Consider the following 12,356-nt stretch of genomic DNA (forward strand, 5'->3'; position numbering starts at 1 on the left):
GTCTCCCATCACGCGTTCGACGGTTCGGAGGCGTCCTCGGCGAGGACCCCCGTATCGTCGGAAGTTGCGTCTTCGGAACCGTCGGCGTCGGCTTCGGTTTCAGCGGTCGCGTCGCCGAACACCTGATCCGGGTCGTATTCGCCGTCGGCGAACTCTTCCTCGGCCTCTTCCGGCGCAGGCTGCGGCAGTTCCGAGGCGTCGATCCAGCCGGCGGCCACACGGGCCTGGAGGATCAGCATTTCGGCGTCTTCCTGGGCCAGGTTGAAGCTTTCCAGCACGCCGGGGACCTTCACCCGTTCGCCGTTCTTCACTTCATAGCCGCCGCGGATTTCGTCGGTGGCCAGGTCGGCCAGGTCCTCGACGGTCTTGACCCCGCCTTCGCCCAGGGCGACGGCCATGGCCAGGGTCACGCCCGGCACCTGCAACACGCCGTCCTCGACGCCCAGTTCGACGCGCTTGGCGTCCAGCTCGGCCGCCTTGCGGTCCAGGAAGTCGCGGGCGCGGGCTTGCAGCTCCTCGGCGGTCTCCTCGTCGAAGCCTTCGATTTCCGAGACTTCGTAGGGATCGACATAGGCCAGGTCTTCGATCGTGGCGAAGCCTTCGGTGACCAGCAGCTGGGCGATGACCTCGTCCACGTCCAGGGCTTCCTGGAACAGGCCGGTGCGCTCGCTGAACTCGCGCTGGCGACGCTCAGAGTCCTGGGACTCGGTGATGATGTCGATCTGCCAGCCGGTCAGCTGGCTGGCCAGGCGCACGTTCTGGCCGCGACGGCCGATGGCCAGCGACAGCTGTTCGTCGGGCACGACCACTTCCACGCGGCCGGCTTCTTCGTCGAGCACGACCTTGGAGACTTCGGCCGGGGCCAGGGCGTTGACGATGAAGGTCGGCTCATCCGGGTTCCACTGGATGATGTCGATCTTCTCGCCTTGCAGTTCGGCGACGACCGCCTGAACGCGCGAGCCGCGCATCCCGACGCAGGCGCCGACGGGATCGATCGAGCTGTCGTTCGACAGGACGGCCATCTTGGCGCGCGAGCCCGAGTCACGGGCCGCGGCGCGGATCTCGATCACGCCGTCATAGACTTCCGGCACTTCCTGGGCGAACAGCTTGGCCATGAAGCCGGGGTGGGCGCGCGACAGCATGACCTGCGGGCCCTTGGCCTCGGGCCGGACGTCGTAGATGTAGGTGCGGATCCGGTCGCCGATGTTGAACACTTCGCGCGGGATGGACTGGTCGCGGCGCATGACGCCCTCGCCCCGGCCCAGATCGACGATGGTGTTGCCGTATTCGACGCGCTTGACCGTGCCGTTGACGATCTCGCCGACGCGATCCTTGAACTCTTCGTACTGGTTGGCGCGCTCGGCCTCGCGGACCTTGCCGGTCACAACCTGGCGGGCCATCTGGGTCTGGACGCGGCCGAACTCGAACGGCGGCAGGGTCTCGACATATTCCTTGCCGACCTCGGCCTCGGGATCGCGCTTCAGGGCGTCCTTCAGGCGCACCATGGCGCTGTCGTTGAACTCTTCCAGCTCGTCTTCCGGCTGCCAGTCGTCCTCGACGATGGTGACGTGACGGGTCAGGGCCAGTTCGCCGGTCTTGTGGTCGATCTTGGCGCGGATGTCGTGGTGGGCGCCGTAACGCGACTTGGCGCCCTTCTGGATGGCTTCTTCGATCGCCTCGATGACGACTTCGCGCTCGATGTTCTTCTCGCGGGCCACGGCCTCGGCGATCTGCAGCAGTTCGAGGCGGTTGGCGGAAATACCGGTGACGGCCATCAGGCGTTGTCCTCAGAAGGGGTCGTGGTGTCGGTTGTCAAATCGGCGGCCTCACCTTCGGGCAGGCCGTCGTCTTCAGGTTCGCCGCGCGCGGCGCGAATGGCGGCGCCCCGTTTCATCAGGGCGTCGGTCAGGACCAGTTTCGCATCGCTCAACCAGTCGAAGGGGATCAGGGCGGTTTCGTCCTCGCCGTCCAGGTCGATCAGGACATTGCCGTCCTCATAGCCGGCCAGCACGCCCTTGAACCGCTTGCGCCCCTCAATCATCCGGTCCGTCTCCAGCCGCGCCTCCTCGCCCTCGAACAGGTCGAAGTCGAGCGGACGGGTCAGGGGCCGGTCGATGCCGGGCGACGAGACTTCCAGCATATATTCGCCGGCGATGGGGTCGGCGGCGTCGAACACCTCCGACACAGCGCGGCTCAGCTTGGCGCATTGTTCGACCGAGATGTCGTGGTCGGACGGGCGCTCGGCCATGATCTGCAGACGCTGGCGCTTGGAGCCGGTCATCAGGCGGACGCGCACGATCTCGAGGCCGAGCGACTCCGCGATGGGGTCGATCAGCTCCAGCAGTTGGCGGTCCTGGGCGGTTCTTGCGCGCAAGCGGCGATTATCCAAAACAAAAGCGGCGGTCCGTCCGGGCCGCCGCTTGGAACGACGCCGTTGGACGCCGGTCTAACGATGTGGAGGGCCATATAGGCGTTTCACATTCGCTTGTCAGCCCTTTTCGCAGGGCCTCATGCGTCAACGGCCTTTCGCAGCACCTCATTGATCCGCGCCTGCCAGCCGGGACCGGAGGCGCGCCACCGATCCAGCACGTCGCGATCCAGCCTCAGAGACACGTGGGCCTTGGTCACCTCCGACTTCGGACGCCCCCGCGTCAGCGTGCCCGTCGCGGCGCGCACGACCTTATCGCCCGTGCTGATTTCCGCCCGCGCAAACACCTCGGGCGACCAGGGCGGCGCCTCATCGGGATCGTCCCAGTTCGGCGAGGTAGAAGTCTCTTTCCGGGCCATTGCACTTCCTCATGGAGATGATGCGCCGCCCCGTATCTCGGGGCGTCCACACGACCATCACGACAACGCCGTCGAGCAGGCCCATCGTCTGCAACCGTCGCTCGCCATAGTCGCGGCGGTCGTCCTCGACGGTGAGACAGTCTCCCGCGAACATCCGACCGGCGTCGCGGAAGTCCAGCCCTCGCGCCTCAAGGGTCTGGAACCGCTTGGCCTCGTCGTAGCTGATCTTCACGACAGCCGACTTATCCTATCCCGTATGATCGAGCGGCTGCCGCCTTGATTGATTTAATGTAGCACAAAAAATCAGGGCGTCAATTTTGACTGCGAAGCCCTCAGATCAAGGCCAACCGCCCCAGATAATCCATCTTGCTCAGCGGCACGCCTTCTTTGCGCAGGATGGCGTAGGCGGTCGTCACGTGGAAATGGAAATTGGGCAGGACGAAGCTGGTCAGATAGCCCAGGCCGTCGAAATTCATCTCGCGGCTGGGCGTCTTCAGCGTCACCGGCCGGGTCTCGGCTCCGGCGAAGGCGGCGGGGTCCACGCTCTCGATGAAGGCGATGGTGCGGGCGATCCGGTCCTTCAATTCCGCGAAACTCGTCTCGTCGTCGGCCATGGCCGGATTATCGACGCCGGCCAGCCGCGCCACGGCGCCCTTGGCCGTGTCCGACGCCAGCTGAACCTGGGCGGGTAGAGGTCGCATGTCCTCATGGAGCCGGGCCTGGATCAGGACGGCCTCGTCAAAGCCTTCCGCCGACGCCTTGTCCAGAAAGCCGGACAGGTTGGTCAGGCCGCGCACGAGGACGGGGGCGGCGACGTCGTAGATCGAAAGGGTCATTCCAGGGTTCCGGCCAGGGCTTTGGTGAGGAGGCCATAGCTGGGCGGTTGATGGCCGCCGCGCCACCCCCACCCCCGTCGAATCTAGAATTCTTCCCATCCGTCGGCCGCCGGCCCCGACTGAACGGCCGTCTGAGGCGCAGCCTGGGACACAGGCGCGACGCCGCCGCGACCTATGGTCTTCAGGGTGGCGGCCATATGGGTCGAGCGCGCGGGCGCCGTAGCCGCCGACCTGGACGCGACGCGGGGGGCTCCGGCGGAAGACTCTGTTGAAGACTGGGAGGGAGCCTGAACGGGGACCGTGTCGCCGACCTTGAACTGGGCGACCGAGGCCTGAAGCGACTGGGCGTCCTGGGCCAGGGCGTGGCTGGCGGCGGTCGATTGTTCGACCATGGCCGCATTCTGCTGGGTGACCTGGTCCATCTGGCTGACGGCGGTATTGACCTGTGCCAGGCCGATGGCCTGGTCCTGGGCCGAGGCGGCGATGTCGGCGACCAGGCCGTCGATCTCGGCGACCCGGTCCACGATCCGTTGCAGCGCCTCGCCGGTCTGACCGACCAGTTTCACGCCGGATCCGACCTGGGACGTCGAGGTCGAGATCAGCGTCTTGATCTCCTTGGCCGCATCGGCCGAACGTTGCGCCAGGGCCCGCACTTCCGACGCCACCACGGCGAAGCCGCGACCGGCCTCGCCCGCGCGGGCCGCTTCAACCCCCGCGTTCAAGGCCAGAAGATTGGTCTGGAAGGCGATCTCGTCGATGACGCCGATGATCTGACTGATCTCGCTGGACGAGCCCTCGATCGCCTGCATGGCCTCGACCGCATCGCGGACGATGACGCCCGAGGTCTGGGCGTCGCCCTTGGCCGCCTGGACCACGTCCGAGGCCTGACGCGCGCCCGAGGCGGTCTTGTTGACGTTGATCGTAATCTCGTCCAGCGCCGCCGCCGTCTCTTCCAGGGACGCCGCCTGTTGTTCGGTGCGTCGCGCCAGATCGTCCGAGGCCTGGGTGATTTCCCCCGCGCCCGAGCGGAGGCCGGCCACATTGCCCAGGACCACGCCGATGGCCTGCTGCAACTGGTCCATGGCCCGGTTGAAGTCGTCGCGCAGCTGGGCGTATTCGGGCGGCAGGTCACAGCTGATGCGATAGGTCAGCTCCCCGTCCGCCAGCCGGGCCAGACCCACGCCGAAGGACCGAACCACCAGCGCCTGCTGCTCCCGCTCGACCACTTCGCCGGCCTGCTGACGTTCCCGCTCCGCTGCGGTCCGCGCGTCGATCAGATCGGCGTCGGCCTTGCGCTTGGCCTCGGCCGCGTCACGGAAGACGACCAGGGCGGCGGCCATCTCGCCCAGTTCGTCGCGTCGGCCCACGCCGGGAATATCGATCTGCTGCTCGCCGGCGGCCAGGCGGCGCATCGTGCGCGTCATCGCGTCCAAAGGCGCCGTCACGCCTGTCAGAACGAAACGGGTCGCCGAGACCAGGGTGATGATGGCCAGCAGACTGATGACGCCCATGGCGATCAGCGACAGGCGGAAGGCGTGCTGGGCCACGACCGCCTCCTCGCGCGCGACCCTGGCCTCCAGATCGACCAGTGCGCCGATGGCGGCGGTCAGGGGATCGATGGCCGGGTAAAGCGTGTGGTCGGCGAAATGCGCCAGGGCGACCCTGTCGCCGGAGGCCAGTATGGCCTCGAGCTGAGCTGTCGCGGCCTCGGCGCCGGGCAGATGGGCGTTGGCGGTGTCGATCAGAGCCTGCTCCTCCGGCGACACGGCGCCACGGGAGTTGAAGTCGGCCCAGTTGGTGTGAATCAGCCCCTTGGCCTGATGAACGCTGTCGATGGCCTGTTGCTGGGTGAAGGCGCCCGAGCGCGCCTTGTGCACCGTATCGACGATGTTCACGGCGTACATGTCGCTGACCACCTTCAGCGCCTGCATGGGCGCGACACGGTCGACGATGATGGTCTGGATACGCCCCCCGGCGGCGGCGGCGGACAGCCAGCTGACCGCTGCAATAAGGCCGAGCGCCACGCCCATCGCGGCAAGGCCGGCCAGCAGACGGGTTTTGACTGTGATCTTCATTCGGCGGCCCCAGGTTTTCAGGAGCCTCAGGCGTTACGACCCGTCTGCGCGATGCGAACACACGCCCCACCCCGGACATCACACTCGAGAGGGGATGGGGATTTCACTGCGCGAACAGGCGACGCCTGAAGCTGGGGCCATTAATGGTTTCCAAGTCGCGACGAAGCGTAAACCACGCGTTACGGCAAATTACATACCAGCGTTCTTTAACGGCGCATTCCAGTCAAAACTCTTCCCACCCGTCCGCCGAAGCAGCCTGGGATTCGGCCTGAAGCGCGGGGGCCGCGCCTCCACGGCCCACGGTTTTCAGGGCGGCGGCCATATGGGTCGAGCGCGCGGGGGCCGACGGGGCGGCCTTGCGCGTCGAACGGGGCGCAGCGACGGGCGCTGAGGCTCGGGCGGCGTCTCCGACCTTGAACTGGGCCACCGAGGTCTGAAGCGCCTCGGCCTCCTGAGCCAGCGAATGGCTGGCGGCGGTCGACTGCTCGACCATGGCCGCGTTCTGCTGGGTGACCTGATCCATCTGGTTCACAGCCGTATTGACCTCGGCCAGGCCGATGGCCTGTTCCTGGGCCGAGGCGGCGATCTCAGACACCAGGCCGTCGATCTCCGCCACCCGGTCCACGATCCTTTGCAGGGCCTCGCCGGTCTGGCCGACCAGTTTCACGCCCGAACCGACCTGGGTGGTGGAGGCCGAGATCAGGGTCTTGATCTCTTTCGCGGCTTCCGCCGAACGCTGGGCCAGGGCCCGGACTTCGGAAGCCACCACCGCAAAGCCGCGGCCGGCCTCGCCCGCACGGGCCGCCTCGACGCCGGCGTTCAGCGCCAGCAGATTGGTCTGGAAGGCGATTTCGTCGATCACCCCGATGATCTGGTTGATCTTGGCCGAGGATCCCTCGATGGCGTGCATGGCCTCGACCGCATCGCGGACGATGACGCCGGACGTCTCCGCGTCGCCCTTGGCCGACTGGACCACGTCCGAGGCCTGGCGGGCGCCCGAGGCGGTCTTGTTGACCGTGGCGGTGATCTCGTCCAGGGCGGCGGCGGTTTCCTCCAGAGAGGCCGCCTGTTGTTCGGTGCGGCGCGACAGGTCGTCGGCCGCCTGGGAAATCTCGCCGGCGCCGGAGCGAATACCGGCCACATTGCCCAGGACCACGCCCATGGCCTGCCGCAGCTGGACGATGGCGCTGTTGAAGTCGCTCTTCAGCTTGGCGTAGTCGCCGGGGAAGTCATGAGTGATGCTGTAGGTCAGGTCGCCGCGCGTCAGGTGCTCCAGACCTTCGCCCAGAGCCGTGACCACGGTCGCCTGTTCGCGGGCCAGGGCGTCGGCCGCGCGCTGGTTGCGAGCCCGCTCCTCGTCCGACTGGTTGCGCAGGGCGGCGCCCTCGGCTTCCAGCTGGACCTTCTCGATGGCGGCGTCGCGGAAGGCGATCAGGGCGACCCCCATCTTGCCCAGCTCGTCCTTGCGCTGGGCATGGGGCACGTCGATCGATGTGTCGCCGGCGGACAGCCGCCCCATGCGATCACCGATGCCGGTCAGGCCCCCGACGATGGACCGGGCCACGACCAGACCGGCCGCCAGGGCGGCGACGGTCGCCAGGGCGGTGGCGATCAAGGTCTTCAGCGCCGCCGCATTGACGTCTTGCGACAGCTGGACCGACTCCTCAGCGGTCAGCTTGACCTTGGCGTTGGTGAAGGCGGTCAATTTCGGGACCAGATCCTTCATCTTGGCGTCGATCTGAACCAGGAGAGCCCGTTCCGCAGCCTTGTCATTGACGAGGCCAAACTCGATGGACCGCGCGGCCTGGGCGCGGATTTCGTTCAAGGGGCCGCGGAAGCCCTCGATCTCGTCTTTCCAGTGCGGGGCGATGGATTCCGCCTCGCCGAGCAAGGTCTCGATCGTCTGGATCTTTTCTTTCGCCTGATCGGCCGCCTCGCGCGCTTCGGCCGAGGCGCCGTCATAGGCGAAGACCTTATAGACGTCGTAGCCCAGACCCTGAAGGTTCCGGTTGACCCGGATCATCCGCACCATTGCGACGTTATCGACATCGACCAGCCGGCTGTAGTTGGCGTCGATCCGCTTCATCTCCCAGGCGCTGAAGACGGCGCCGCCCAGCCCCACCAGGGCCAGCAGGATCAGGGGCACGATGATCTTCACCGCGACCTTGGTGTCCGACAGAATCTTGTTCAAGGCCGTCTCCAGGCGCCATAGCACAGACAGGGCTCAAAGGATTTGAACCCGGGCTTCCGGCGTCTCACCCGCCCTTCGGCCCGATGGGATGAACAGCGACGTCCACCGGGGCGACAGAGGGGTGAGGTCTGAAACCTCCTAGATTATGGCTTCCCGCCTTGAGACGAATCCTAAACGGGGCGTTAGGGCAAAACACCTATACCCCCGTTCCCTGATCGTCGGTCCTCGTCCCGAAGATCAGAACTCTTCCCAGTTCTCGGCCTGATCTTCGGCGTGAGGCTTGAGGGCCGCGCCGCCGCGCCCGATGGTCTTCAGCGCCGCCGCCCTATGACCCGAACGGGCCGCAGCCGGGAACGCGGAGCGGGACGCGGCGACCTGCGCGGGCGCGCGGGCGGTCTCGCCGACCTTGAACTGAGCCACCGAGGCCTGAAGCGACTGGGCTTCCTGGGACAGCGAATGGCTGGCCGCCGTCGACTGCTCGACCATGGCCGCATTCTGCTGGGTCACCTGGTCCATCTGGTTCACGGCCGTATTGACCTGGGCCAGGCCGACCGCCTGTTCCTGGGCCGAGGCGGCGATTTCCGACACCAACCCGTCGATCTCGGCCACCCGATCCACGATCCTTTGCAGGGCCTCGCCGGTCTGACCGACCAGTCTCACGCCCGAGCCGACCTGGGTGGTGGAGGCGGAAATCAGCGTCTTGATCTCCTTGGCCGCCTCCGCCGAGCGCTGGGCCAGGGCCCGAACTTCCGAGGCCACCACCGCAAAGCCGCGACCGGCCTCGCCCGCACGGGCGGCCTCAACGCCCGCGTTCAGGGCCAGAAGATTGGTCTGGAAGGCGATTTCGTCGATCACCCCGATGATCTGGTTGATCTGGGCCGACGACCCCTCGATGGCCTGCATGGCCTGGACGGCGTCACGGACGATGACGCCCGAAGTCTCCGCGTCGCCCTTGGCGGCCTGGACCACGTCCGAGGCCTGGCGCGCGCCCGAGGCGGTCTTGTTGACCGTGGCGGTGATCTCATCCAGGGCCGCTGCGGTCTCTTCCAGCGACGCGGCCTGCTGTTCGGTGCGACGCGACAGGTCGTCGGCCGCCTGAGAAATCTCGCCGGCGCCGGAGCGGATGCCCGCCACATTGCTCAGGACCACGCCCATGGCCTGTTGAAGTTGAGCGATGGCGGCGTTGAAGTCCGACTTCAGCGATTCCGAACGCGGCGCGACCTGGATCGCGAAACGATGTGTCAGATCGCCGTTGGCCATGGCCGAAAGACCGTCGGCCAGAGCCGCCAGAGCCACGCGATCCTCTTCGGCGATCCGCGCCTTCTCGGCCTCATTGGCGAGACGCTCCTGTTCGGTCATCGAACGCTGCGCCACGGCATCTTCTTCGAGCTTAGCGGCGCGCAATCCGTTGGTCTTGAACACATCGACGGCTTGGGCCATCTGGCCGACTTCGTCTCGCTGCCCCGCGGCGGGAATATCGACGCGGTAGTCGCCCGCAGCCAGCTTCGTCATCGCAGCGGTCATCGCCGTGATCGGACGCGAGATCGTCATCGACAACATCCAGGCCATCAGCACGGCGATTGCGGCGGCGATCAAACCGCCCACCACCAGAGAGGACTTCAAAAAGGCCTGGGTCTTGGCGCGGGTCGCGCTTCTCACGGTCTGCAGGCCCTGCTCCTCTTGCGACATTTCGTCGAGCACGGCACGGACGGCGTCCATCTTCGCCTTGCCCTGCCCCGAGCTTTCCATCGCGCGACCGGCCTGTTGCGTCTCGGGGACAGACATCAGTTCGATCTCGGGTTTGGCGACCTCTTCGCGCCAGGCGGCGGCCATGGTGTCGAGGCTATCAAGGCGCGCCTGTTGCTTGGGATTATCAGACGTAAGCTCTCGCAGTTTGCTCAGCGAAGTCTCGAAAGCTTGGACGCCATTGTTGAACGGTTCGAGAAATTCGCGATCACCGGAGATCAGAAAACCTCTGACGCCGGTTTCCTGATTCACCATGGCTTCGGAAACCGACCGGATCTCAAGCAGGACGTCGTTCGTGTGCGAATCCCAGCGCTGCGCCTCCTCCAGCTTGTTTGCGCTCAAGAATACGGCGCACGACATGCCCACGACGGCGACAAAAACGGCCGAAAAAGCAATGATAAGCTTGTTGGATATCTTCACATTGCCGAAAGACATGGCGCTGGCAGATTTGGAATTCACGGTCTTGTATCCCCCTTGATGACGAGCGGCGCCACGCTTGTCGTTCGCTCAGGAACTCGCGTGATCTGCCGGGGGCAGGGATGCGTCACCGATAGTTAACGAGAGTATAAAATATCAGTTTTGAAGCGAAACTTCACACACTCGACATATCTAAATATTGAAAATCAGAACAATAATTTGTTTGGTTGCAGTAAATACTCGATGTACGTGTAGAAATTGCTGTTCAAGCAGACAATGAATACGCCGCCCGACCTAGAATTCTTCCCACCCATCCACCGCCGGGTCAGCTTGGGGCGCGGGTGCGGCGCCGCCGCGACCGATGGTCTTCAGGGCGGCGGCCATATGGCCCGAGCGCGCGGGCGTCGCAGAGGCGGCCTTGGGCGCCGGACTGGGCGTGACGGCGGGAGCAGACGCGCGGCTCGTCTCGCCGACCTTGAACTGGGCGACCGAGGCCTGAAGCGACTGGGCTTCCTGGGACAGCGAATGGCTGGCCGCCGTCGACTGCTCGACCATGGCCGCATTCTGCTGGGTGACCTGGTCCATCTGGTTCACGGCCGTATTGACCTGGGCCAGGCCGACCGCCTGTTCCTGGGCCGAGGCGGCGATTTCCGACACCAACCCGTCGATCTCGGCGACCCGATCCACGATCCGTTGCAGGGCCTCGCCGGTCTGGCCGACCAGTTTCACGCCCGCGCCGACCTGGTTGGTCGAGGTCGAGATCAGGGTCTTGATCTCCTTGGCCGCCTCCGCCGAACGCTGGGCCAGGGCCCGAACTTCCGAGGCCACGACCGCAAAGCCACGACCGGCCTCCCCGGCGCGCGCCGCCTCGACCCCGGCGTTCAGCGCCAGCAGATTGGTCTGGAAGGCGATCTCGTCGATGACGCCGATGATCTGGCTGATCTGATCCGAAGAGCCTTCGATCGCCTGCATGGCCTGGACCGCGTCGCGGACGATGACGCCCGAGGTCTCCGCGTCGCCCTTGGCCGCCTGAACCACATCCGAGGCCTGACGGGCGCCCGAGGCGGTCTTGTTGACCGTGGCCGTGATCTCGTCCAACGCGGCGGCCGTCTCCTCCAGGCCCGCCGCCTGTTGTTCAGTGCGGCGCGACAGGTCGTCGGCGGCCTGCGAAATCTCGCCGGCGCCCGAACGAATGCCGGCGATATTGGCCACCACTACGGCCACAGCCTGTTGCAGCTGGGCGATGGCGGCGTTGAAGTCGGTCTTCAGCTGCGCCGCCTTGGGCGCGAACTCGGCCTCGATCCGATAGGTCAGGTCGCCGTCGGCCATGGCCGACAGGCCCTGGCCCAGGGCCTCAATGGTGACGCGGTCGGCCTCGGCCTCGCGCGCCTTCTCGGTCTCGCGCGCGGCCCGTTCCTGTTCGCTCATCGAGCGTTGCGACAGGGCCTCGGCCTCCAGCCGGTCCTTTTCGATGGCGGCGTCGCGGAAGATCGCCAGGGCGGCGGCCATCTTGCCGATCTCGTCGCCGCGTTTGACGCCGGGAATCTCGGAGGTCTTGTCGCCCTCGGCCAGGCCGCGCATCCGCCGTTCCAGCGCCACCACCGGGGCTGACACCGAACGGCCGATGAACCAGCCCGTCGCCCCGACCGCCAGCAGCACCAGCAGGGCCATGGAGCCCAGGGCCAGGGCCGCCTTGCCCACGGCCGCCGCGATCTGGTCGGTATAGACGCCTGAGCCGACCACCCAGCCCCAGGGCGCGAAGCCCTTCACATAGGAAATCTTCGGCGAGGCCCCGTCCTGGTTCGGCTTGGCCCACTGATAGGTGACGAAGCCCTCGCCGTCCTTCTGAACCACGGCGACGAATTCCTTGAACATCAGCACGCCGTCGGCGTCCTTGTTCTCGCTCAGATCCTTGCCGTTCAGCGCCGGCTTCATCGGGTGCATCACCATGGTGGGATGCATGTCGTTGATCCAGAAATAGTCGTCCGCGCCATAGCGCATGGCGCCGACCGCGGCCTTGGCGGCGGTCTGGGCCTGGTCGCGGCTCAGCCGGCCGGCGGCCTCTTCGCCCTGATAATAGGCGACGACGCTATAGGCGATCTCGACGGACTTCTTGGTGCGGTCGGCGATGTCGTCGCGCATCACGGCGTCCAGCCGCATCAGGGACAAGCCGGTGACGATCAGCAGACCCGCCATCGTCACCAGGGCCAGGAGATTGATCCGGCCGCCGATCGTCAACGCCTTCATGGTTCGTCCCCGTTATTTTACTTAGGGAACATTCCTAACGAAGTTCGTTAAACACCT

At 66.1% G+C, this 12,356-nt stretch carries 9 protein-coding genes; all 9 read right to left on the reverse strand.

What is annotated here, in order from left to right; all coding sequences use genetic code 11:
* Positions 1-8: 8 nt before the first annotated feature.
* The 9 genes from nusA to ACW177_RS00820 all read right to left on the reverse strand — a co-directional run bounded on the left by nusA (position 9) and on the right by ACW177_RS00820 (position 12,299).
* Positions 9-1,775 (reverse strand): transcription termination factor NusA, encoded by a 1,767-nt coding sequence (nusA, locus tag ACW177_RS00780; RefSeq protein ID WP_492026775.1) that lies wholly within the window; start codon positions 1,773-1,775, stop codon positions 9-11.
* The gene (gene rimP / locus ACW177_RS00785; protein ID WP_492026776.1) at positions 1,775-2,374 is read right to left on the reverse strand and encodes a ribosome maturation factor RimP; all 600 of its coding nucleotides are present in this window, start codon (positions 2,372-2,374) and stop codon (positions 1,775-1,777) included. Before rimP ends, nusA begins: the two co-directional genes overlap by 1 nt.
* 134 nt (positions 2,375-2,508) lie before the next feature.
* Complete coding sequence (locus tag ACW177_RS00790) at positions 2,509-2,787, reverse strand: BrnA antitoxin family protein (RefSeq protein WP_492026777.1); 279 nt, start codon at positions 2,785-2,787, stop codon at positions 2,509-2,511.
* A complete protein-coding gene (locus tag ACW177_RS00795; RefSeq protein ID WP_492026778.1) occupies positions 2,738-3,019 on the reverse strand; it encodes a BrnT family toxin in 282 nt (93 codons plus the stop codon). Before ACW177_RS00795 ends, ACW177_RS00790 begins: the two co-directional genes overlap by 50 nt.
* 100 nt (positions 3,020-3,119) lie before the next feature.
* Complete coding sequence (locus ACW177_RS00800; protein ID WP_492026779.1) at positions 3,120-3,623, reverse strand: DUF1993 domain-containing protein; 504 nt, start codon at positions 3,621-3,623, stop codon at positions 3,120-3,122.
* 83 nt (positions 3,624-3,706) lie between these two features.
* Positions 3,707-5,698 carry a methyl-accepting chemotaxis protein gene (locus ACW177_RS00805; protein ID WP_492026780.1) on the reverse strand — a complete coding sequence of 664 codons (1,992 nt, stop codon included), beginning with the start codon at positions 5,696-5,698 and terminating at the stop codon, positions 3,707-3,709.
* 223 nt (positions 5,699-5,921) lie between these two features.
* Positions 5,922-7,889, reverse strand: coding sequence for a methyl-accepting chemotaxis protein (locus tag ACW177_RS00810; protein WP_492026781.1), 1,968 nt, complete (start codon positions 7,887-7,889; stop codon positions 5,922-5,924).
* A 237-nt stretch (positions 7,890-8,126) separates the two neighbouring features.
* Positions 8,127-10,070: a methyl-accepting chemotaxis protein gene (locus ACW177_RS00815; protein ID WP_492028047.1), complete on the reverse strand. Its 1,944-nt coding sequence runs from the start codon at positions 10,068-10,070 to the stop codon at positions 8,127-8,129.
* A gap of 276 nt (positions 10,071-10,346) precedes the next feature.
* A complete protein-coding gene (locus tag ACW177_RS00820) occupies positions 10,347-12,299 on the reverse strand; it encodes a methyl-accepting chemotaxis protein (RefSeq protein WP_492026782.1) in 1,953 nt (650 codons plus the stop codon).
* Positions 12,300-12,356: the final 57 nt, after the last annotated feature.

It is taken from the genome of Brevundimonas sp. AVps23W (assembly GCF_058681395.1).

What these genes read in the sequence shown, in the direction of transcription:
- nusA (WP_492026775.1), bottom strand. Translation starts at nt 1,775, where the DNA reads ATGGCCGTCACCGGTATTTCCGCCAACCGCCTCGAACTGCTGCAGATC.
- ACW177_RS00790 (WP_492026777.1), bottom strand. Translation starts at nt 2,787, where the DNA reads ATGGCCCGGAAAGAGACTTCTACCTCGCCGAACTGGGACGATCCCGAT.
- ACW177_RS00800 (WP_492026779.1), bottom strand. Translation starts at nt 3,623, where the DNA reads ATGACCCTTTCGATCTACGACGTCGCCGCCCCCGTCCTCGTGCGCGGC.
- ACW177_RS00805 (WP_492026780.1), bottom strand. Translation starts at nt 5,698, where the DNA reads ATGAAGATCACAGTCAAAACCCGTCTGCTGGCCGGCCTTGCCGCGATG.
- ACW177_RS00815 (WP_492028047.1), bottom strand. Translation starts at nt 10,070, where the DNA reads ATGTCTTTCGGCAATGTGAAGATATCCAACAAGCTTATCATTGCTTTT.
- ACW177_RS00820 (WP_492026782.1), bottom strand. Translation starts at nt 12,299, where the DNA reads ATGAAGGCGTTGACGATCGGCGGCCGGATCAATCTCCTGGCCCTGGTG.